The sequence below is a fragment of the Wolbachia endosymbiont (group B) of Erebia ligea genome (assembly GCF_947179575.1).
In the GTDB taxonomy this organism is placed as follows: domain Bacteria; phylum Pseudomonadota; class Alphaproteobacteria; order Rickettsiales; family Anaplasmataceae; genus Wolbachia; species Wolbachia pipientis_C.
In genome coordinates this window covers 240,376-261,175 of sequence record NZ_CAMXBW010000004.1, presented here as the reverse complement: position 1 = coordinate 261,175, position 20,800 = coordinate 240,376, and the positions used below count along the sequence as shown (strand labels likewise).

At 33.3% G+C, this 20,800-nt stretch carries 25 protein-coding genes, 1 tRNA gene and 4 pseudogenes; 22 read left to right on the top strand and 8 right to left on the bottom strand.

Features of this window, described 5'->3' with window-relative positions; translation table 11 throughout:
- Positions 1–103: 103 nt before the first annotated feature.
- From OM962_RS07600 to OM962_RS07555, 11 genes and pseudogenes are all read left to right on the top strand, one after another.
- Complete coding sequence (locus OM962_RS07600) at positions 104–841, top strand: ABC transporter ATP-binding protein (RefSeq protein WP_264331163.1); 738 nt, start codon at positions 104–106, stop codon at positions 839–841.
- A gap of 140 nt (positions 842–981) precedes the next feature.
- On the top strand, positions 982–1,149 hold the full coding sequence (gene tatA / locus OM962_RS07595) for a twin-arginine translocase TatA (protein WP_006013840.1): 168 nt from the start codon (positions 982–984) through the stop codon (positions 1,147–1,149).
- A gap of 126 nt (positions 1,150–1,275) precedes the next feature.
- A complete protein-coding gene (locus OM962_RS07590; protein ID WP_264331162.1) occupies positions 1,276–1,932 on the top strand; it encodes an exopolysaccharide biosynthesis protein in 657 nt (218 codons plus the stop codon).
- Between the two features lie 95 nt (positions 1,933–2,027).
- Positions 2,028–2,684 (top strand): exopolysaccharide biosynthesis protein, encoded by a 657-nt coding sequence (locus tag OM962_RS07585; protein WP_264331161.1) that lies wholly within the window; start codon positions 2,028–2,030, stop codon positions 2,682–2,684.
- The gene (gene cysS / locus OM962_RS07580; protein ID WP_264331160.1) at positions 2,677–4,071 is read left to right on the top strand and encodes a cysteine--tRNA ligase; all 1,395 of its coding nucleotides are present in this window, start codon (positions 2,677–2,679) and stop codon (positions 4,069–4,071) included. Before OM962_RS07585 ends, cysS begins: the two co-directional genes overlap by 8 nt.
- Entirely contained in the window at positions 4,040–4,453 is a 414-nt protein-coding gene (locus OM962_RS07695; protein ID WP_319606761.1) for a YqaA family protein, read from the top strand. Before cysS ends, OM962_RS07695 begins: the two co-directional genes overlap by 32 nt.
- 222 nt (positions 4,454–4,675) lie before the next feature.
- Positions 4,676–5,377 (top strand): annotated as a pseudogene (locus tag OM962_RS07575) (IS66 family transposase); the annotation flags it as partial.
- Between the two features lie 47 nt (positions 5,378–5,424).
- Positions 5,425–5,604 (top strand): transposase, encoded by a 180-nt coding sequence (locus OM962_RS07570; RefSeq protein ID WP_264330453.1) that lies wholly within the window; start codon positions 5,425–5,427, stop codon positions 5,602–5,604.
- Complete coding sequence (locus tag OM962_RS07565) at positions 5,592–5,771, top strand: IS630 transposase-related protein (protein WP_319606739.1); 180 nt, start codon at positions 5,592–5,594, stop codon at positions 5,769–5,771. Before OM962_RS07570 ends, OM962_RS07565 begins: the two co-directional genes overlap by 13 nt.
- A 10-nt stretch (positions 5,772–5,781) precedes the next feature.
- Positions 5,782–6,282 carry an IS630 family transposase gene (locus tag OM962_RS07560; protein ID WP_319606738.1) on the top strand — a complete coding sequence of 167 codons (501 nt, stop codon included), beginning with the start codon at positions 5,782–5,784 and terminating at the stop codon, positions 6,280–6,282.
- Positions 6,283–6,291: 9 nt separating this feature from the next.
- Positions 6,292–6,960 (top strand): annotated as a pseudogene (locus OM962_RS07555) (IS66 family transposase); the annotation flags it as partial.
- Between the two features lie 21 nt (positions 6,961–6,981).
- Here OM962_RS07555 and OM962_RS07550 read toward each other — a convergent pair.
- The 3 genes and pseudogenes from OM962_RS07550 to OM962_RS07540 all read right to left on the bottom strand — a co-directional run.
- A pseudogene (locus OM962_RS07550) lies at positions 6,982–7,969 on the bottom strand (IS256 family transposase); the annotation flags it as partial.
- A 72-nt stretch (positions 7,970–8,041) separates the two neighbouring features.
- Positions 8,042–9,304 (bottom strand): annotated as a pseudogene (gene tnpC / locus OM962_RS07545) (IS66 family transposase); the annotation flags it as partial.
- A gap of 66 nt (positions 9,305–9,370) precedes the next feature.
- Positions 9,371–10,696, bottom strand: coding sequence for a UvrD-helicase domain-containing protein (locus tag OM962_RS07540; RefSeq protein WP_264331228.1), 1,326 nt, complete (start codon positions 10,694–10,696; stop codon positions 9,371–9,373).
- Between the two features lie 647 nt (positions 10,697–11,343).
- Here OM962_RS07540 and OM962_RS07535 point away from each other — a divergent pair.
- From OM962_RS07535 to OM962_RS07515, 5 genes are all read left to right on the top strand, one after another.
- Positions 11,344–11,619: a hypothetical protein gene (locus OM962_RS07535; RefSeq protein WP_264331229.1), complete on the top strand. Its 276-nt coding sequence runs from the start codon at positions 11,344–11,346 to the stop codon at positions 11,617–11,619.
- A 68-nt stretch (positions 11,620–11,687) separates the two neighbouring features.
- Positions 11,688–12,035 (top strand): IS630 transposase-related protein, encoded by a 348-nt coding sequence (locus OM962_RS07530; RefSeq protein WP_213864026.1) that lies wholly within the window; start codon positions 11,688–11,690, stop codon positions 12,033–12,035.
- A 10-nt stretch (positions 12,036–12,045) separates the two neighbouring features.
- Positions 12,046–12,546, top strand: coding sequence for an IS630 family transposase (locus OM962_RS07525; protein ID WP_319606738.1), 501 nt, complete (start codon positions 12,046–12,048; stop codon positions 12,544–12,546).
- A gap of 121 nt (positions 12,547–12,667) precedes the next feature.
- A complete protein-coding gene (locus OM962_RS07520) occupies positions 12,668–13,465 on the top strand; it encodes a DUF2163 domain-containing protein (RefSeq protein WP_264331328.1) in 798 nt (265 codons plus the stop codon).
- Between the two features lie 17 nt (positions 13,466–13,482).
- Positions 13,483–13,569 (top strand) — tRNA-Ser (locus tag OM962_RS07515).
- A 515-nt stretch (positions 13,570–14,084) separates the two neighbouring features.
- On the opposite strand, the gene OM962_RS07510 is transcribed toward OM962_RS07515, so the two are convergent.
- Positions 14,085–14,240: a hypothetical protein gene (locus OM962_RS07510; RefSeq protein ID WP_264331327.1), complete on the bottom strand. Its 156-nt coding sequence runs from the start codon at positions 14,238–14,240 to the stop codon at positions 14,085–14,087.
- Between the two features lie 136 nt (positions 14,241–14,376).
- Here OM962_RS07510 and OM962_RS07505 point away from each other — a divergent pair, with 136 nt between their 5' ends.
- A complete protein-coding gene (locus OM962_RS07505; protein WP_264331326.1) occupies positions 14,377–14,601 on the top strand; it encodes a hypothetical protein in 225 nt (74 codons plus the stop codon).
- Entirely contained in the window at positions 14,577–14,876 is a 300-nt protein-coding gene (locus OM962_RS07500) for a type II toxin-antitoxin system RelE family toxin (RefSeq protein ID WP_264331325.1), read from the top strand. The genes OM962_RS07505 and OM962_RS07500 overlap by 25 nt, the downstream gene beginning before the upstream one ends.
- A gap of 124 nt (positions 14,877–15,000) precedes the next feature.
- On the opposite strand, the gene OM962_RS07495 is transcribed toward OM962_RS07500, so the two are convergent.
- Entirely contained in the window at positions 15,001–15,231 is a 231-nt protein-coding gene (locus OM962_RS07495; RefSeq protein ID WP_264331324.1) for a hypothetical protein, read from the bottom strand.
- A 190-nt stretch (positions 15,232–15,421) separates the two neighbouring features.
- Here OM962_RS07495 and OM962_RS07490 point away from each other — a divergent pair, with 190 nt between their 5' ends.
- A complete protein-coding gene (locus OM962_RS07490) occupies positions 15,422–15,631 on the top strand; it encodes a hypothetical protein (RefSeq protein WP_264331323.1) in 210 nt (69 codons plus the stop codon).
- Complete coding sequence (locus OM962_RS07485) at positions 15,622–15,936, top strand: type II toxin-antitoxin system RelE family toxin (protein ID WP_264331322.1); 315 nt, start codon at positions 15,622–15,624, stop codon at positions 15,934–15,936. The genes OM962_RS07490 and OM962_RS07485 overlap by 10 nt, the downstream gene beginning before the upstream one ends.
- Here OM962_RS07485 and OM962_RS07480 read toward each other — a convergent pair.
- The 3 genes from OM962_RS07480 to OM962_RS07470 form a co-directional block, all read right to left on the bottom strand.
- The gene (locus OM962_RS07480) at positions 15,866–16,348 is read right to left on the bottom strand and encodes an IS630 family transposase (RefSeq protein WP_264330460.1); all 483 of its coding nucleotides are present in this window, start codon (positions 16,346–16,348) and stop codon (positions 15,866–15,868) included. The two genes, OM962_RS07485 and OM962_RS07480, sit on opposite strands and share 71 nt — an antisense overlap.
- A 28-nt stretch (positions 16,349–16,376) precedes the next feature.
- A complete protein-coding gene (locus OM962_RS07475) occupies positions 16,377–16,724 on the bottom strand; it encodes an IS630 transposase-related protein (RefSeq protein ID WP_213864026.1) in 348 nt (115 codons plus the stop codon).
- Positions 16,725–17,054: 330 nt separating this feature from the next.
- Positions 17,055–19,118 (bottom strand): WD0745 family porin, encoded by a 2,064-nt coding sequence (locus OM962_RS07470; RefSeq protein WP_264331321.1) that lies wholly within the window; start codon positions 19,116–19,118, stop codon positions 17,055–17,057.
- Positions 19,119–19,446: 328 nt separating this feature from the next.
- Here OM962_RS07470 and OM962_RS07465 point away from each other — a divergent pair, with 328 nt between their 5' ends.
- On the top strand, positions 19,447–20,478 hold the full coding sequence (locus OM962_RS07465; RefSeq protein WP_264331320.1) for a lipase family protein: 1,032 nt from the start codon (positions 19,447–19,449) through the stop codon (positions 20,476–20,478).
- Positions 20,450–20,761: a hypothetical protein gene (locus OM962_RS07460; RefSeq protein ID WP_264331319.1), complete on the top strand. Its 312-nt coding sequence runs from the start codon at positions 20,450–20,452 to the stop codon at positions 20,759–20,761. The genes OM962_RS07465 and OM962_RS07460 overlap by 29 nt, the downstream gene beginning before the upstream one ends.
- The last annotated feature ends 39 nt before the right edge of the window (positions 20,762–20,800 follow it).

Sequence of the window (20,800 nt, the reverse complement as noted above, 5' to 3'; positions counted from 1 at the left end):
TCTAGGCACTCTGTACAATTAATTCACAATAATAAAAAATATTTCTGTATTTCTTGAATGTAATACTGTTATATTTAATAATACGATTCCAATTGAAAGATTAATGCTAGTTAACAATATTAGTTACTTTTATAGTAATCAAGATGGCTTTGCTTTAAGCAACATCAACATTCAAGTGAAGAAAGGAAGTGTTGCCTGTTTACTAGGTCATTCTGGCTGTGGCAAGTCAACAATTCTAAAATTAATCGCAGGAATAGAAAATCCAAAATCTGGAACCATTGTTATAAATGATGAATTAGTTGCAAGTAACAAAGTGTCAATTGCTATAGAGCGTAGAAATATCGGATTGATTTTTCAGCATTCTGCATTATTTCCTCATAAAACAGTAATAGAAAATATAACTTTTGCTATTTGCAGTACTTCTAAGAAAGAAAAATACCTTACTGCATTGGAAATCTTAAAGCTATTTAATATAGAAAAATATGAAAACATTTACCCTCATGCTTTATCAGGAGGACAGCAACAATTAGTTGCAATAGCAAGAGTAATGGCGCAAAATCCTGATGTTGTTTTGCTCGATGAACCATTTTCTAATTTAGATATACTGCTCAAATATCGAATAAGGCACCATATATTGTCACTTTTTAGAAGCAAAAATATTCCTGTACTCATGGTAACTCATGACCCGCAAGAAGCGTTGAAAGTTGCAGATTTTATTTACGTGATGAAAAATGGTAAAATTATTCAATCAGGAGTTCCTAGCTACATATACCACAGACCTAAAGATGATACGTTAGCAAAATTTTTTAGTGAGCTTCCTTTTACTCTACAGCTAAACTAAACTTAATGTTAGGCTAAAACTATTATAAGATAATTAAAAACTCTTGATTTATAATTCAATAAAAGTGATATAATTTATGTATCACTTGGCTTCAGTCAAGTTTTAATACCTAAAAGTTAATATTTTCAACGGAGGTACAAATGAGTTTAGGTCCATGGCAGCTGTTTCTAGTCTTAATAATAATCTTAGTTCTGTTTGGTGCAGGTAGGTTACCACAAGTTATGGGTGATTTAGGCAAAGGCATTAAAAACCTTAAACAAGAACTTAAGGATTCAGAGAAACTATCATCTAATGAACCAGATCGTTAGCTTCCTTATGTTTCGTGACACGCACTTTAGTGCGTGTCATTTGTTTAAAAAAGGCTAAAGAATTGAAGAGGTATAACTGAAATATATTAATAATTACGTTAGTTAGAATGTTATTAAAGGGCAATTATGCAAAAAAGTGCGAAACTGAGCAAAGATAAAAAATTGGCTTCTGATATTCTCAAAGAGGTTGCAGATACCAATAACAACGATAGTGATAAAGTAACATTGTTCGACATCAAAACAGCTTTACATGAGCGCGGTTTTGGTATTTTAATAATCATCTTCTCTTTACCGCTATCAGTACCTATACCTGTTCCACCTGGCTATACAACCATTCTTTCTATACCTTTAATCTTATTTTCACTGCAGCTTCTATTTGGGTTTGATTCTCCTTGGATGCCTAATTGGCTAGAAAGGAAATCTTTTCAACGGTCAACACTAGCTCTCGTGGTAGAGAAAACTTCACCTATATTAAAAAAAATAGAAAAGTTCATGAAACCAAGAATATCTTTTATTTTTCTTGGTCCGGGTGAAAAGATTCTAGCTTTTATGATGTTGCTTTGTGCAATAATAATAGCTCTTCCATTACCTTTTACTCACTTCCTTCCTGCAATTGGTATAACTCTTATTTCACTCGGCATTATGGGTAAAGATGGATTTTTATCTACGTTAGGAGTGTTAGTTTCATTCTGTGCGTTATTGGTTACCCTTATTGTAATAGTTAAAGGACCAAAACTTATAGCCGGAACACTTTCTCTTCTTAAAAGCTTTATAAAACTTTAATAAAAGAATGAAGTACAGCATGAAATGAATAATCGATATTGAAATATAGCAATAACTATGTTAGTTAGAAGTTATATTGTTATTAAAGGGTATCTGTGGAAAAAAGTGTGAAATTGACTGAAGATAAAAAATTGGCCTCTGATATTCTAAAAGAGGTTGCAGATACTAATAATAACGATAATGATAAAGTAACATTATTTGATATTAAAACAGCTTTACATGAGCGTGGTTTTGGTATTTTAATAATCATCTTCTCTTTACCGCTATCAGTACCTATACCTGTTCCACCTGGCTATACAACCATTCTTTCTATACCTTTAATCTTATTTTCACTGCAGCTTCTATTTGGGTTTGATTCTCCTTGGATGCCTAATTGGCTAGAAAGGAAATTTTTTCAACGGTCAACACTAGCTCTCGTGGTAGAGAAAACTTCACCTACATTAAAAAAAATAGAAAAGTTCATGAAACCAAGAATGTCTTTCATTTTTCGTGGTCCTGGTGAAAATATTTTAGCATTTATAATGCTGCTTTGTGCATTATCGATAGCAATCCCACTTCCTTTAACTAACTTCATTCCTGCAATTGGTACAACTCTCATTTCACTGGGTATCATGAGCAAAGATGGATTTCTCTCTATAATCGGAGTATTAGTATCATTGTGTGGGTTATTACTTACTCTTGTCGTAATAGTTAAAGGACCACAGCTTATATTTGGAGCATTTTCTTTTCTAAAAAGCTTTGTATATGGTTAAGCTTTACAACACTTTAACAAAAAAAAAAGAGCCCTTTACACCGATCGATAAAGATCATATAAAAATGTACGTCTGCGGACCAACAGTATATGATACTGCACATATAGGAAATGCACGTTCTGTTGTTGTTTATGATGTATTATTTCGACTGCTGAAATTTTGTTATGGCAAAGTTACTTATGTGCGTAATATAACCGACATCGATGACAAGATAATCAATGCAGCAAATAAGAAAAGTAGTAATATAGAAAGTATCAGCGCATATTATACCAAAGCTTTTCATGAAGATATGAGAAGCATAAATTGCGTAGAACCAACACATGAACCAAAAGCAACAGAAAATATAGACCAAATTATTGAGTTAATTGAATCTTTGCTGCATTCTGGTCATGCTTATGAATCAAATAAACATGTATATTTTAGTGTAGAATCTTACCCTGAGTACGGTGTTTTATCAGGAAAAAAAATTGATGAATTGGATCATGGTAATAGAGTTGAAGTGGGTGAAAATAAAAAACACCCAGGAGACTTCGTACTTTGGAAACCTGCAAACGAAACTGACTATAAACTTTCAAGTCACTGGAATAGTCCATGGGGAGAGGGAAGACCAGGGTGGCATATAGAATGTTCAGCAATGTCATATGCTTACCTTGGCAAAGATTTTGATATTCACGGTGGCGGTATAGACTTGCAATTTCCTCATCATGAGAATGAAATTGCACAGAGTAAATCTGCATTTGCTGAGTCAACGTTTGCAAAATATTGGGTACACAACGGGTTTCTTACGGTAAATGAAGAGAAAATGAGCAAATCCTTATTTAATATAGTCAAAGTAAGGGATTTGTTAGATAGTGGAATAAAGGGTGAAGTAATACGTTATGCGCTGCTTAAAACTCACTACAGAAAACCACTTGATTGGACAGAAAATGTTATCTCTGAGTCGCAAGAAACTTTAAACAAGTTTTATCGGTTATTACGTAGTACATGTATTGAGGAAAGTGATGCAGAAGTCTCTAAAGATTTTATAGAGGCTTTGAAAAACGATTTAAACATTCCTGAAGCTGTAGCCATATTGCATGAAATGGCTACAGAAATCAATAAGACAAGTAATGAATATGAGAAGCTCAAATTAACTAAGAAGTTTGTTAAAAGCGCAAGGTTCATTGGTATTCTTGAGTCAAGTTATCAAGAGTGGTTTGCAAGTGGTGTGAGTAATCAAGAAATAGAAAGGTTGATAGACTTAAGAAAAGTAGCAAAACAAAATAAAGATTATGATACTGCAGACAAAATAAGAGAGCAATTGAAACAAATGGGGGTTACAATTTCTGACAACGAAGATGGTACAACAACTTGGTATGGAAAATTATCTCCTATTGTTTATAGATAGCCTAGTATCATCGCTTATCTTACCCATACATCAAGGTTTTGTACTTTACACTATGTTATGCTTTAGGTCACATTACAATCCACTACTTATATTACTTTTTGGAGTATCGGGATCCAGTCTTGGTGGAATAGCTAACTGGTATTTAGGTAGAATAACAATTTTTATCAGAAGATCACATCACAAATTAGAGAATGAAGACAAAACACCAAAAATTGTAAGGCACCTACTGATTTGTGCAGTTGCATTGCTTTCGTGGGTACCAGCACTTGGAAGTGTGACTCAGATTTTATCCGGTTACTTCAAGTTAAACCTTTATATTCTTGTTCCCTTAATTATTTTATCTAACTTCCTCTGTTTGTTGTATCTAACGTTTACCATCTAACTAAACATCAATAAACAACTTTTCTTCTGGTCATATTGAGCTAAATTTCTTCTCCACACTACCTTTTAAAACGTTTTTATTAGTTTTTGTCATAATACGATCAAATACTCCTAATAACCTCTTAAATAGTATCCGTTCAGAGGTGTGGCAAGGATAAAAAACAATTGACATAATATATTAAAGTAGTAATAACACAAAATGTTGATAGTAAAGTAAGGCTAGATGCTTCAATTGTTGATCAGTATTGTAGAGTTATGTAAAAACTTAGAGCAGAAAGTAGCAAAGATTGAAGAAAAAAATAAAATCTTAGAAATAGAGAATGCTGAACTAAGAGAGAGACTCGGCTTAAACTCAAGGAATTCATCTTTACCAAGTTCAAAAGAGCTGTACAAAATAAAAAAAGACACACCAGAAGATAAGTCAGAGGGCGGCAGGAAGATAGGTGGTCAAGTTGGACATAAGGGGAATTGCCGAGCTAAAATGGAAGCAGATGAGGTGGTGAAGGTAGAGTTACCAAATAGATGCGAGTGTGGTGAAGAAATCGCAATATCGGAAAAACCATATGTCTATCAAAAAGTTGATTTACCAGAAATTAAGCCTTACGTAGTTGAGTATCAATTAGAACATGGTCGCTGTCGTAAATGCGGAAAAAGAAGGAGTAGCAAATTACCAGAAGGAGTTACACCGGATACCTTTGGTCCTAGAGTTAAGTCAGTAGTTGCATCACTAAGTGGGTTTTATAAGAATTCAAAGCGAGAAATAGCGAATATTATGAAAGACATCTTTAACATGAGTATAAGTGTTGGTAGTGTGTCCAATAGTGAAGCAAGGGTTTCGTCAAAATGTAAAGAAGCCTATGAACAAATAGAGGAAGAAATAAAAGCAAGCGAAATTTTGCATATTGATGAAACCAGTCACTATAGTATTTCCTAAAGTAAATGATAAAGGTATAATAAAGTATTTGAGTTATAATGGCATATAGTGTGGATTTAAGGGAAAAGGCAGTATTGATGATAGAAAAAGGTAAGACAAAGGTTGAGGTAGCAGAGCTTATGGAGATAGGAATAGCAACTCTGTACCGTTGGTTAAAAAAGAAAGCTGCTGGTGAAAGCCTCAAGCCATCTAAAACGGTAGCTTTATTCGAAAAATAGACCCCAAAATACTCGAAGAATATGTTACAAAGAATCCAGATCATACTCTGGCAGAGATGAAACAAAATCTTGGATTTGGAATAAACTCAATTTGGTATAGACTAAAACAGCTAAAAATTACTTTAAAAAAAAGTCACACTATATCAAGAGCGCAATCAAGAAGATAGGGAGCAATTTATTGATAAAATCTCAAAAATAGACCATTCCAGCATCTTATATATAGATGAAGCAGGAGTTGATAATAAGTTATACCGAGAATATGGACGCGCTCCAAGAGGAAAGAAAATTTATGCAGATATTCCAGGGAGAACTCGAGAGAGAATCAGTATAGTAGCCGGGTGGATTGGAAAGAGATTTATTGCACCAATGACTTTCAAAGGTGGGTGTGACAAAGAGGTATTCAATACATGGTTGGAGAAGATGTTATTACCTAAATTGCCACTTGGCACAACTATAGTTATGGATAATGCTACATTTCATAAGACCACTAAAACAAAATCATTAATAGAGTCTTTTGGCTGTCATTTGCTGTATCTTCCAACATATTCACCAGATTTGAATCCTATAGAATACTGTTGGCATACCATCAAAAGCCGCCTCAGACCTCTCATGTATAAATATACAGACTTACAGCTTTTGGTTGGTAATACCATAATGGAACTTTATCATCCATTTTAGAAAATACTATACAACAAAGGCAAATTGGGATGGTGCTGGATGTTTGCCAACAATAAAGCAAGTCTTATGAAGTTAGCAGATACAAGAGGAATGAAATTTTTAAAGAATAGTGCATTTTGTGATTACAAAAACCTGGTAATTACTGACAGATATGCAGTTTACAACCACTTCAGTGATGAAAAACGACAAATTTGTTGGGCTCACTTATTGAGAAATTTCGAGAGGTTATCTCATAGTTGGAATAGTGAAGTAATGAGACTTGGCCATTGTTTAAAAGACGCAGCTAATGGATTGTTTGTATTAAAAAACGCTTTGTCAGAAAATGAAATTAGTATTTCAAAGTTCACTAAGCAAGCTAAAGAATTACGAAGATACATACAGTACTGCATGATAAAAATATCTTATATACTTGAAGCAAAAGGAGCTTCACGAACGGTAAAGGGTATTATAAAATCCGAGTCAATGATGTGGACATTTTTGGATGACCCAGAGAATATTCCATTAACGAATAACCATGTTGAGCGACAGATACGGCATTATGTTGTCTATCGTAAGAATTCATATTTTGCACAGTCAGAGCGAGGGAATAGATTTCTTGAGCGGATAATTTCGTTGTATCTGACTTGGAAACAAAAGGAATTAAACCCTTTTCAAAACCTGCTAGCTGTTGTTTCTTAAACCACACCTCTGAACGGATACGAAAATAACTGGACAAATTTTCCCAATTATTCTGCCAAGATTTTATGACTAATGGATACTTTTCGCCCCATTTTTCCTCCAGTTCAAGCAAATAATTTTCGGCAATTTCTTTACTTGAAGCACGATATATTTTTTTCAAATCATTCATGAAAACTTTTACATCTTTGCTAGATACATATTTCAGTGAATTCCTTATCTGATGCACTATACATAGTTGTACTTCTGCTTTAGGAAATATACTATTTATAGCTGTAGAAAAGCTTTTTAGCCCATCAATGCAGGCAATTAGAATATCTTCTACTCCTCTTTCTTTGAGGTCATTTAGCACTCCCAACCAGAAATTAGCTCCCTCACTTTCAGCCAAATAAAAACCTAATACTTCTTTTCTGCCATTTTGATCTATGCCTAATATGTTATACATACACTTGCTTACACAATGTCCATCCTCCTTAACCTTAAAAAACATGCCATCCATGAACACTATTGGATATACTGATTGCAGTGGACGGCTGCGCCATTCATTGATTATTGGTAGCAGTTTATCAGTAATACTGGATATCTCTGCTGCTGATATTTTGTGGTCATATATTTCCTCAACGTGTGAAGCTATGTCTCTGTATCCCATGCCACTGGCGTATGTACTTAATACCTTTGCTTCAAGTTCTGGATGTAGGCTTGTTTGCCTTTTTCTAACTATTTGTGGTTCAAAACTTCCCTCCCTATCTCTTGGTGTTAGCAGCTCAAATGAGCCTCCACTCGTGCGTAAAGTTTTTGCGTTTCTCCCATTTCTTCGGTTATTTTCTTCACTTTTAGCTGACATGTGGTTTTCTATTTCACCTTCCAGACTTGCCTCTAGCAACCTTTTTATAAACGGTGTTAATGCTCCATCTTTTCCTGTCAATGGTTTTCCTTCTCGTATAGATGACAGGATATTTGTTTCTAATTCTTTATAATCTACCAACCCATTAGTTCTATTTGCTTGACTCATATCAAACCTCCATTTTTTATATCAATTTATTACTTTACTTCTCGGTTTGACACACTTTTTTGAACGTTCCCTATTCCCTCGCTCTGACTGTGCAAAATATGAATTCTTACGATAGACAACATAATGCCGTATCTGTCGCTCAACATGGTTATTCGTTAATGGAATATTCTCTGGGTCATCCAAAAATGTCCACATCATTGACTCGGATTTTATAATACCCTTTACCGTTCGTGAAGCTCCTTTTGCTTCAAGTATATAAGATATTTTTATCATGCAGTACTGTATGTATCTTCGTAATTCTTTAGCTTGCTTAGTGAACTTTGAAATACTAATTTCATTTTCTGACAAAGCGTTTTTTAATACAAACAATCCATTAGCTGCGTCTTTTAAACAATGGCCAAGTCTCATTACTTCACTATTCCAACTATGAGATAACCTCTCGAAATTTCTCAATAAGTGAGCCCAACAAATTTGTCGTTTTTCATCACTGAAGTGGTTGTAAACTGCATATCTGTCAGTAATTACCAGGTTTTTGTAATCACAAAATGCACTATTCTTTAAAAATTTCATTCCTCTTGTATCTGCTAACTTCATAAGACTTGCTTTATTGTTGGCAAACATCCAGCACCATCCCAATTTGCCTTTGTTGTAGTGACTGGTTTCATCAATATGCAAAATTTCGCTTGCTTTTATTTCTTCCTCTATTTGTTCATAGGCTTCTTTACATTTTGACGAAACCCTTGCTTCACTATTGGACACACTACCAACACTTATACTCATGTTAAAGATGTCTTTCATAATATTCGCTATTTCTCGCTTTGAATTCTTATAAAACCCACTTAGTGATGCAACTACTGACTTAACTCTAGGACCAAAGGTATCCGGTGTAACTCCTTCTGGTAATTTGCTACTCCTTCTTTTTCCGCATTTACGACAGCGACCATGTTCTAATTGATACTCAACTACGTAAGGCTTAATTTCTGGTAAATCAACTTTTTGATAGACATATGGTTTTTCCGATATTGCGATTTCTTCACCACACTCGCATCTATTTGGTAACTCTACCTTCACCACCTCATCTGCTTCCATTTTAGCTCGGCAATTCCCCTTATGTCCAACTTGACCACCTATCTTCCTGCCGCCCTCTGACTTATCTTCTGGTGTGTCTTTTTTTATTTTGTACAGCTCTTTTGAACTTGGTAAAGATGAATTCCTTGAGTTTAAGCCGAGTCTCTCTCTTAGTTCAGCATTCTCTATTTCTAAGATTTTATTTTTTTCTTCAAGCTTTGCTACTTTCTGCTCTAAGTTTTTACATAACTCTACAATACTGATCAACAATTGAAGCATCTAGCCTTACTTTACTATCAACATTTTGTGTTATTACTACTTTAATATATTATGTCAATTGTTTTTTATCCTTGCCACACCTCTGAACGGATACACTTGTTCACTATTACGATAATTCTTCTCAAGGGTATAAAAAACTTCTGACCCTTGATCCCTTATACATTGATTTTGACAGAGAAAAGATTTTAACTTAGATAGAGAGAAAAAACTAGGATGTATTACTTGATTAATATCACCGCATAACAAAAAATTATCCTTACTTTCATCTTTTAAACTTTTTAATATTAAACTCAGTGTGCTTTCGGTCAAATCTTGTACTTCATCTACAACAATCGCACTATACATTCCTTCTGTAATGCACTTATATGCAACAAGATTAGGATCATAATACTCTGAATCTTTTTCTATAAACTTCCTGTACTCTTTAAAAAAATCATAAACTTTGTTCCTTTCGTCTACAGAAAACATAGATTGTCTGTTTCCTAATTTACCATATCTATCTTTTCCATCTTTTCCTAATAAGTCTCCTCCACCTATCACAGCTGTAAATTCTTCGAATATTTTATCTCCATCTTTTTTATACTCTTTAAATTTATCTTTCTTGCATATTTCGTTGAACCATGAAAAAAACTTACTTCTATTGATTGGCTTCTTTCCTTTTATATCTTCTGCTCGCTTTTCAAGAAACTCATGCAGAGATAAGAAATCAATTTCTTCCGGAGCAGCAATCTTGAACTCATTAGCAGTTTCATCATAGTATTCGTATTCAAGTAATTTTTTTGATTCTTTTATAAGATTTTCGGATTTGGTAATATATAGAATTTTTCCTCCCTCAAACTTCCCTTTTATCTTCTTTAGGCTCTCCAAAGCCACTGATGTCTTTCCACTACCAGCAGATCCACTAATAACTAAAGGTAATTCAAACTTTCCAACTCTTTTAACTATATCTTTTTGCTTTGCACTAAAAGTAATAAATTTACCGAGATAACTAACTTGTGGAGCATCTTCAATCTCCAATGTACTTACGCTATTAGAAACTTCTTCATTGTTTTTATCTATTATTTCTATGTTTTTAATTTTTTCTCTATTTGTTAAAAATTTAGACTTATGATAATCATGATTCAGAATTACTTCTAAAATAATAAAAGCATCTTTGTTATCAATCTTTATACTTGTGAATAATAATCTGTCACTATCACTTAATTTAGCTCGAGAATATTCAATATTCCCATCACCTTTTATTAATTTTATATTCCCTTGGCTTGTACTGTTGTTCTCTTTTAAATCTTTAATTATTTCGTTGAACTTTTTTCTCAAAGAACTTTTATCATCACCTAAATCATGGTCATTAAACTTCTTATAAAACAATATAATACTCATAATTTCTCTTAATTACTTAATTATACTAAGAGTATAATAATATTATTAATATGTCAATATTTCTATTATTATATTAACTTTTATTATTTATTAGCACGCAATTCTTATCTCATCATTAAATAAGTAATACTGCAAAGTTGTGGAATAAAAGTTATTAGAATCAATTGGTGTACCATATAAACTTTTCAATATAGTGATTTTGCTATACCATGAAATCAGCTATATTGGTTTACTTTCACTAAATTTACATATGAACCAATTTGCCTAACTTTGTTGCAATGATTTTAAGCTTCCATTTTTACAACCATATTTTTATAGGCTTGTTTTCACAAAGGTAGGTACTTTTTTTGCGTTTTTGGAAAAATGAACATTAAAGATTTTTATGATTCTAATTTGCAGTATGTTTCTGAAACTAAAGTGAATATTAATAATCCTATATAAAATATAAAAAAATACATAATTCTTGATTTTCTCACAGATATAGTTAACAATTAAGCTATATTATTCTAATAAAAAAGTTATAACTTTATGGTGGAAAAAGATATTAGCTGTAGAAAGTGATCCTAGACTTTTAATTGATATAGATAAACAAGCTAACTTAAAGAAAATGTTAGTTCTTTCTTTAAGGGAAGCTATAAATAGACCAGATGTTTCAATTGTTACAAACCTATACGAACATTTTACACAAAAACCTACTAGAAATAGGCGCGAGTACCCTGATTCACAATTCTCAATTATTTCGGGAAATATATAAAAATGCCTTTATACTTGTAAGCAATGATATTGCCAAGCTCAATGAAAAAAATCTTAATCAGATCATTAGTAGAAAAGTAGGGCAGATCGAAACAATTTTGGCTATAGTCTCATTAATTGATAATAAACGACTGATAAAAAAAAGAGCAGGGAGTGTTCAATTGTATTAAATAAGAGTCTGATATTATAGTATTTCCTAAAGTAAATGATAAAGGTATAATAAAGTATTTGAGTTATAATGGCATATAGTGTGGATTTAAGGGAAAAGGCAGTATTGATGATAGAAAAAGGTAAGACAAAGGTTGAGGTAGCAGAGCTTATGGAGATAGGAATAGCAACTCTGTACCGTTGGTTAAAAAAGAAAGCTGCTGGTGAAAGCCTCAAGCCATCTAAAAACGGTAGCTTTATTCGAAAAATAGACCCCAAAATACTCGAAGAATATGTTACAAAGAATCCAGATCATACTCTGGCAGAGATGAAACAAAATCTTGGATTTGGAATAAACTCAATTTGGTATAGACTAAAACAGCTAAAAATTACTTTAAAAAAAAGTCACACTATATCAAGAGCGCAATCAAGAAGATAGGGAGCAATTTATTGATAAAATCTCAAAAATAGACCATTCCAGCATCTTATATATAGATGAAGCAGGAGTTGATAATAAGTTATACCGAGAATATGGACGCGCTCCAAGAGGAAAGAAAATTTATGCAGATATTCCAGGGAGAACTCGAGAGAGAATCAGTATAGTAGCCGGGTGGATTGGAAAGAGATTTATTGCACCAATGACTTTCAAAGGTGGGTGTGACAAAGAGGTATTCAATACATGGTTGGAGAAGATGTTATTACCTAAATTGCCACTTGGCACAACTATAGTTATGGATAATGCTACATTTCATAAGACCACTAAAACAAAATCATTAATAGAGTCTTTTGGCTGTCATTTGCTGTATCTTCCAACATATTCACCAGATTTGAATCCTATAGAATACTGTTGGCATACCATCAAAAGCCGCCTCAGACCTCTCATGTATAAATATACAGACTTACAGCTTTTGGTTGGTAATACCATAATGGAACTTTATCATCCATTTTAGAAAATACTATAGATGCCAATGTCTGGGCGCTGGCATGACACCCTATGGCTACTCAGATAATGGATAAATTATCATAATCCCTTACCTATCGAACGTTTTCAAATTCAATCAATTAAGCAGTATGCAAACCAAACTAAAAAACCATTTAGCTGGAGAATTACTTACCATCGCTACTTGCTGGAAATTAACACTTGTAGGTGGAGAAGTAATGGGATTTACTGACTATGATGAAGATTTAAATCTCAATAATATACTCTATAAATCTTCAAGCGGTTTTATAGCCAGCAGTATAATATTAAATAGCGATTTGAGAACTGATAATCTAGAAATTGAAGGAATATTAAATAGTGCTGATATTAAAGAAAAAGATGTTTTATCAGGAAGGTATGACTTTGCAAATATTGAAATATTTCTTGTGAATTATAAAGATTTGAGTCAGGGAATTATGAATTTGCATGCAGGAACTTTTGGTAAAGTAACATTAAATAGCGGGAGGTTTATCGCTGAAATTAGAGGTCTTGGGACAAAGCTTGAGAGAAGCATAACAGAGCTATATTCTCCTGTATGCAGGGCACAATTTTGCGATAATAGATGTAAAGCTGATGCTAAAAAGTTTAGTAGAATGAGCACAATTACTAAAGTGATAGATGAAAGAAGATTTGAAGACACTAATTTAATCGAAAGTGATGGATATTATAAGCACGGAGTGGTAAAATTCTTTAGTTCAGCAACATTTGAAGTTGTAGTTAAAGAATACAAAAATAAAGTAGTTACATTATTTGCTTCTCCTCCATATCAAATTTCTACCGGAGATAAATATTCGATACTTGCAGGTTGTGATAAAGCGTTTTTAACGTGCAAAAACAAGTTTAACAATACTGTGAATTTCCTTGGCGAACCATATATACCAGTTGTTTAGCAGCATAGAATAAGTATGGAAAGGTGGCTGAGTGGTCTAAAGCACACGCTTGGAAAGCGTGCACATATGAAAATATGTCGGGGGTTCGAATCCCCCCTTTTCCGCACATTATTTCTAGTATAACATAGGATTTTCCGTTTTGTTCTTGAACGTAATAACCATATAGCATTAGCACTTCAGTCCGCAATTTTTCAGAGTCATCTACGTCAATAAAAGAATAGAGTTGATGTTCATCAAGTTGCAGAGCCTTCTTGATTTTTGATGACGAAGAGTAGTTGTTATCATAGAAATACATCCAGTAGCCAGCTGCTGGCATACCTTCCCTATTCCTAATAATGTCTTGCAGTACTATACTTAGTCTGTGTAATTTCTCACGAGCATCAGCAAACTCGTGTATACTCAACCTATCATAATCTGTCAATATAATTCTTTTTTGAAAAAATAGAGCCTCACATTTTTTAACCTCTGCCTACTACAGAATAGACACTGAATCTGCAAGAGCATGGAAATTGTCTCCAATATTTTTTAATACCTCACTTGTGTAAATAGGTTCTGACTCTTTTGATTCAGGAGCATCCAAATCCCAATTATGCCCGAACCTATACTGACATCCCCTTATTCACGAACCCATAAGTTTTTCATCATGTTGGTATTTGTTATAACATGCTCCAAAACACTCTTCGAATGTATTTACCTCCGCATTTTCACTAACCGTAGGTTCAACAGAATACTTAACTTTTGCACTTGAAAGTCCTTTTTCTTTAATATTTTTCATAATATTCTCCTTAATTAAAAACTAACATAATACTAACATAATAATACTATGTTAGTATTATTATAATCACTTCGCTTTCTTTATTGAAAATTTCATGAAAATATTGTATAATTATTAGTAGATTTCGGTAAAACTTATGGCAAATTTAGCTTTCAGTAAAGAAACTTTACAGCATCTTGCTGAATTATCTGAACTTACTAAGCAACCTGCTCAAGCATTAGCAGAAAAACTACTTAAAGAAGCAATAGATAGTGAAATGGAAGATTTTTTACTATCTGTAGTTGCTGATCAATATGATATTGAAAATGAAAAAAAAACTAAAAGTGAGGACGTGGATTGGAATACACTATTATCTTCCTAGACAGTGTTCTTGAAAAAAATCTTCCAAGTCTTCCAAAAAAAGTACGGTCAAGAGCTGTAGATGCAATAAATGAGCGACTTACAGTCGATCCAGTGAATCTTGGTGAGCCTTTATACCATAGCTTTAAAGGGTTCAGAAGACTAAGGGTTGGTGACTATCGTATCATGTATTGTGCAGACACCACAAAATATGAAGTAACTATCGTTACAATAGGACATAGAGACACCATTTACGAGAAAGCTTTGAAAGTACTTAAGAACTATGTTTTTCAATAATTTCTAAGTTACGTAAGTAAATTATAAATATATTATTATACAGCCCTTCTTCCTGATCCATTCTCCCGATATAATTCTTTATTGAAAATTTTAGGGAAAAATAAAGAAGCCTCACACTTTTTTGTTAAATAGAAATGTAATCGTATTCATCCAAAGATGATTCCATTATTGTCTTTTGTGGATCAAATGGTTCAGAACTTAGACCATATATATCATTACATCTTACTTTGCATATAGATCGCCCGGCAGGATCATACCAATCATGTATCTCTTCACATTTTCTGTGGCAAAGATTATGGTCACGTGCTCTTTGCTCGTCTATCCAAGAAAATAATTTTTGTGTAGATTCTTGCATCTTACTTTTACTCGTAAAAGGATAAGTATGGTAGTTTTGTGTATTTTTTGACATAACATTCTCCTTAATTAAAAACTAACATAATACTAACATATTAATACTATGTTAGTATTAATATAATCACTTCGCTTTCTTTATTGAAAATTTTAGGGAAATGTTGTATAATTATTAGTAGATTTCAGTAAAATTTATGGCAAATTTAGCTTTCAGTAAAGAAACTTTACAGCATCTTGCTGAATTATCTGAACTTACTAAGCAACCTGCTCAAGCATTAGCAGAAAAACTACTTAAAGAAGCAATCGAGCTTGAAATTGAAGACTTTTTAGTGTCTAAAATTTCTGATGAGCGTGATGTTGAAGGTGCAGAAACAGTCGATTTTGAAGATATTAAGTGGGATTAGAGCATTATAAAGTTAAGTCTCTCAAAAGTGTTGTTGAGAGAGATTTACCAAACCTTCAAAAAACAATAAGGCTAAGAATCCAAAAGGCTATAAAAGAACGTCTTACAGTTGATCCAATAAACCTCGGTGAACCATTACATCATAACCTAAAAGGACATAGAAGACTAAGAGTTGGTGAATATCGTATAATTTATAGAGTAAATCAATTAGAACAAATAGTAACTATAGTATTTTCTAAAATGGATGATAAAGTTCCATTATGGTATTACCAACCAAAAGCTGTAAGTCTGTATATTTATACATGAGAGGTCTGAGGCGGCTTTTGATGGTATGCCAACAGTATTCTATAGGATTCAAATCTGGTGAATATGTTGGAAGATACAGCAAATGACAGCCAAAAGACTCTATTAATGATTTTGTTTTAGTGGTCTTATGAAATGTAGCATTATCCATAACTATAGTTGTGCCAAGTGGCAATTTAGGTAATAACATCTTCTCCAACCATGTATTGAATACCTCTTTGTCACACCCACCTTTGAAAGTCATTGGTGCAATAAATCTCTTTCCAATCCACCCGGCTACTATACTGATTCTCTCTCGAGTTCTCCCTGGAATATCTGCATAAATTTTCTTTCCTCTTGGAGCGCGTCCATATTCTCGGTATAACTTATTATCAACTCCTGCTTCATCTATATATAAGATGCTGGAATGGTCTATTTTTGAGATTTTATCAATAAATTGCTCCCTATCTTCTTGATTGCGCTCTTGATATAGTGTGACTTTTTTTTAAAGTAATTTTTAGCTGTTTTAGTCTATACCAAATTGAGTTTATTCCAAATCCAAGATTTTGTTTCATCTCTGCCAGAGTATGATCTGGATTCTTTGTAACATATTCTTCGAGTATTTTGGGGTCTATTTTTCGAATAAAGCTACCGTTTTTAGATGGCTTGAGGCTTTCACCAGCAGCTTTCTTTTTTAACCAACGGTACAGAGTTGCTATTCCTATCTCCATAAGCTCTGCTACCTCAACCTTTGTCTTACCTTTTTCTATCATCAATACTGCCTTTTCCCTTAAATCCACACTATATGCCATTATAACTCAAATACTTTATTATACCTTTATCATTTACTTTAGGAAATACTATAGTTAAATTTACGAGTATAAAAGTAATGTTAAAATACAACGTTTCTGATGATGATGGAAAAATGGATCCCAGTGTCAAGCACTGGGATGACACCATTTACTATGCAAATTGCCACAATTTTCGTACAGCTGTGACTGGGATGACATTACTTATTGTGTGAGTAAAATAAATACTCGTAGAGTTTGTTACGCACTGGCTTATGTTTATTTGATCGACAAATAAACACTAACAGACAAGACACACACCACATTCAAGTTGTGGTGTGTATTGTTAAATAACTAGAAAGAAAACTTCACACCAGTGAGGAGAAGAACTCCTTTGTTAGAAGGTACATCAGCATTACTTTTATCTTTCAGTGCACCTTTTTCATCAGTCATAAAATAATGTAAGGCTGCATAAGGAATAAATTTGCTCTTATTGCAAGAAGATAGATCATACTGAACACCAAGTGCAACATCATGAAGCATATCTTTATTGCTCATTCTGCTACCAAAGTATGTCAAGCTTGTGTAGATATTATCATATTGATAACCAGCACCTGCAGTCCAATACATAGTGTTTTTATCATCCCCATCAAACTGAGCTTTCAGCCCTTGTACTCTTTTGTCATCATCAGTAGTACCTTTACCATCAATTTCTGTATAGGTATCACCGACTAATTTTTTAATACCCTTCGGTTGACCAGACTTGCCCAAGTATGCAAAAGAGGCAGCAAATTTTACACTTTGATCTTCATCAATCTTATAATCAGCGCTTGCACCTAAATTCATACCTGCTAGGTTATTGTATTCTATGAACTCATTATAAAGGTGCTTATCTTTACTCGGTTGCTTTGAAAACCCATATTCACCAACTACGGAAGTTTTAACTTTTACATTATGTTTACTAAAGTCATATTCATATGATGCACCAGCACTTATTATATGCTGGTAATCTGGCCCAACATGTCTTAACATTTCCTCATTCTTTACCCCTGTTATCGTATTACTTGAATCTTTGAGGAAATCTGGAACTATTTCTTTTACAACGGATAAACCACTATCGTAGCGAGGTGAGTAGCTAAGACCAAATCTTGCACCCATATAATTTGGTGAGTAGTAAGCAGCTCTAAACGGCAATGTGGTCATAACCTCTTTGTTATACTTTCCTGCCATACGGAAGGAGAGTTTTTCGCTCTCGCTCGAGAAGCTTTCAGTGTAAAGACGTGGTGTTACGTAAAATGGAAAGTTTGCAGCACTTCCTTCTAAGTTTACTTTTCTGAACCAGTCACTATCTGCAGCTCCATCAACAGTTGCAATTCTTGTTGCATCCAGTCTCATCAGAGACTCAGGACCAAACTGATAGCCAAGTTTCAGATCACCATATTTTGAATTCAAAAACACATGTGCACTTCTACCTCTTGCAGCATTCACGCCTTGTGAAGCTCCTTTACCTTCAGTAACTGGAACATGGAATTGTACATCGGCACCATAACGAAGACCAATATCCTCATTTTTATTTTCAGCTCTTAAGTGCAATATTGCATCTGAAATCATGCCCATGTTTTCACTGTAATCATCAATATTCCCTATCCCTTTAGGAAATATTGGATTTGCTCCTTTTATACTATCTGGAGTATTGTTAAAATAATCTGTAGATTTACCTGGCATAACATTATAATGGTTATAGCCACTTAGCCCATGGTTACCATAACCTTGAGAATCAACAACACCACCGAAAGTTATTCTTAAACCATCCCCTTGATTGGTATTGATAATATCAACCCCACCAACTGAAACAACAGGACTTGCCTTACCTTTTTCCTCTGTATTGCTGTTAACAACTTTTACATCCTTTTTTATATCTTTAGCTTCAATTTTAGCATTCTTAGTTTTAGAACCCTTAATTTTTGACTTTTCTACATTAGAATTTTTAGTGCTTAGAGCTTTCGCCTTTGAATCCTCTATAAGCTTTGCTTTTTTCTCTTTTGCTAGCCTAATTTCATCTTTTTTCTTTTGTTTTGCTACTAATTTTAACTCTTCTTTTTTCTTCTTTTGTTCAGCTGCTAATTTTAACTCCTCTTTTTTCTTCTGCTCAGCTGCTAATCTTAGTTCTTCTTTTTTCTTAAGCTCCTCGGCTTTTTTTCTTGGATCAGCATTACATATCCTGTCCATTTTTTCTTTTAGTTTCTTATTTGACGTCTTCATCACTTCCATCTTTCCAGAAGTTTTGATTGACTCGTTACTCTCTTGCTTTTTTACTTCCTTCATACTCTCGTCAGAAAAGTCAGCAGCAAAGCCACTGAAAGAACATAAAGTCAATAGAGAAGCTAGAGCAGTTCTAGTATAAATAGATTTTTTCATGAAGTGCCCCCAAAAAATTTTAAAATCATAACATAAATAGTATAAAGGTGTTGAAAATCCAACTTAAAGCAACCTTATAGCGAAAATAAAAGTAAAATGCAATACTTTAAAAGCAACTTTCTTAATACGCTCAACGTGTATATTAACCAAAATTTAGTACAGAGGTTTGCTTGTTAGTGTATTATAACTCTATACTTATTCTATGGAAGTAAAATTTACTCAAGTGAAAGTACATAAAGATTAAAATATTAATATAACTATTGACAATAATATTAGTTTATATTATAATTAGTGAATTATTGTTTTATTTTTAATAATCAAGGTATTTATGGATTTTAGTTTTTTACGAAATTGGTTTAGCACTACAGGTGCTGCTACAGGCTCAGAGCCAGGTAATACTGAACAGCCAGACTCTATTTCAGTAGATGATGGCAAATACGAGATGAAAGAATATGACGATGAATTTGAGATCATTGAAGATTATGAATTTATAAATCGTGCTGATCCAAATGAGCCATGTTCTTTACCTTCTGACTATAAAATAGATGAAAGTATTGTAAAAATTGCAGGATTTGATAGAGAGAAATTATTAGAAATGGGTAATTTCTGCAAGATAAGCTATGGCGATGATGATGGTAAATTAAGTAAAAAAAGATGTAACAACCTAGCTCAAAGAGCGTACAAAACTGAATTTGAAATTGTAGAAGATTTTGAAATTGTTCCATCTACTGAAAAAATGTATAAAACTAGAGCTGAACTCATCAGCGAAGGTTATGAAATTATTCCATTTGGTAATAGCTTTGAAAAAGATGCTGGTCACGTTTTTATAAAAGGTAAAGAAATAACAATAGCTTACCATGGTACTCGTCTGAGCCAGAGTTTTAATGATGGAATTACTGATATAAATGTACTTTTTGCTACTTCGGAATTTTTACCTGAAGGTGGAAGAATTCATTGTGGTTTCTATAATTCATTTATGGATTCATGGCCTAATCTGTATGGCATTTTGAAATCTCATGCTGAAAAACAGGGATCAGAAATCAAGGATTTTAAAATTAATCTCACAGGTCACAGTATGGGAGGAGCTATTGCTAAGATAGCTGCTTTATGCCTCAATAAAACAGAAGGAGCTGAAGATGTTCATGTTGCAACTTTTGGTGATCCACGAGTTTTTGATCTTACTGCTAGTGAATTTTATAATGATGTTCTTCAAGAAAAAACCATTAGAGTAACTCAACATAGACAAGACCCAGTACCAGCGGTATCACCTGGTATTTGTGGTTATGCTCATGTAGGTGCACAATTGAGAATATCAGTACCTGAAGGATATTTTGTTCATCAAATGGGATGGTTATCATGAAGCCATTAAAATAATGGATGAGAATGACTTCCAATCAAACAATAACGTTTCTCTCTTTTATTACCCTTCGAGAATATTAAGTCGAATTAACTGTGCAGTTTTAGGTAATGCTCAATATTATGCTGCTAATTTAGGTGATTATATTCTTGGTGGACAAAATTTTTTCGAGAAAGTAAAAAAGGAATACCAAGATAAAAACTTAGAAAATTTGTCTAAGCTTGAACAAACAGAAGTTAAGCAGATGGCATATCAGAATGCCTTTTCTACTACAAGGAGTTTATAAATATTATTATGGGGCAATTATTAGATTGCTCCATAATAT

Excerpts from the sequence above, each read along its gene's own strand:
- OM962_RS07505 (WP_264331326.1), top strand. The coding sequence starts at position 14,377 with ATGGCAAATTTAGCTTTCAGTAAAGAAACTTTACAGCATCTTGCTGAA.
- OM962_RS07470 (WP_264331321.1), bottom strand. The coding sequence starts at position 19,118 with ATGAAAAAATCTATTTATACTAGAACTGCTCTAGCTTCTCTATTGACT.
- OM962_RS07695 (WP_319606761.1), top strand. The coding sequence starts at position 4,040 with ATGGAAAATTATCTCCTATTGTTTATAGATAGCCTAGTATCATCGCTT.
- OM962_RS07540 (WP_264331228.1), bottom strand. The coding sequence starts at position 10,696 with ATGAGTATTATATTGTTTTATAAGAAGTTTAATGACCATGATTTAGGT.
- tatA (WP_006013840.1), top strand. The coding sequence starts at position 982 with ATGAGTTTAGGTCCATGGCAGCTGTTTCTAGTCTTAATAATAATCTTA.
- cysS (WP_264331160.1), top strand. The coding sequence starts at position 2,677 with ATGGTTAAGCTTTACAACACTTTAACAAAAAAAAAAGAGCCCTTTACA.
- OM962_RS07530 (WP_213864026.1), top strand. The coding sequence starts at position 11,688 with ATGGCATATAGTGTGGATTTAAGGGAAAAGGCAGTATTGATGATAGAA.
- OM962_RS07510 (WP_264331327.1), bottom strand. The coding sequence starts at position 14,240 with ATGAAAAATATTAAAGAAAAAGGACTTTCAAGTGCAAAAGTTAAGTAT.
- OM962_RS07590 (WP_264331162.1), top strand. The coding sequence starts at position 1,276 with ATGCAAAAAAGTGCGAAACTGAGCAAAGATAAAAAATTGGCTTCTGAT.
- OM962_RS07475 (WP_213864026.1), bottom strand. The coding sequence starts at position 16,724 with ATGGCATATAGTGTGGATTTAAGGGAAAAGGCAGTATTGATGATAGAA.
- OM962_RS07490 (WP_264331323.1), top strand. The coding sequence starts at position 15,422 with ATGGCAAATTTAGCTTTCAGTAAAGAAACTTTACAGCATCTTGCTGAA.
- OM962_RS07535 (WP_264331229.1), top strand. The coding sequence starts at position 11,344 with ATGTTTCAATTGTTACAAACCTATACGAACATTTTACACAAAAACCTA.
- OM962_RS07465 (WP_264331320.1), top strand. The coding sequence starts at position 19,447 with ATGGATTTTAGTTTTTTACGAAATTGGTTTAGCACTACAGGTGCTGCT.
- OM962_RS07495 (WP_264331324.1), bottom strand. The coding sequence starts at position 15,231 with ATGCAAGAATCTACACAAAAATTATTTTCTTGGATAGACGAGCAAAGA.
- OM962_RS07570 (WP_264330453.1), top strand. The coding sequence starts at position 5,425 with ATGGCATATAGTGTGGATTTAAGGGAAAAGGCAGTATTGATGATAGAA.
- OM962_RS07520 (WP_264331328.1), top strand. The coding sequence starts at position 12,668 with ATGCAAACCAAACTAAAAAACCATTTAGCTGGAGAATTACTTACCATC.
- OM962_RS07600 (WP_264331163.1), top strand. The coding sequence starts at position 104 with ATGCTAGTTAACAATATTAGTTACTTTTATAGTAATCAAGATGGCTTT.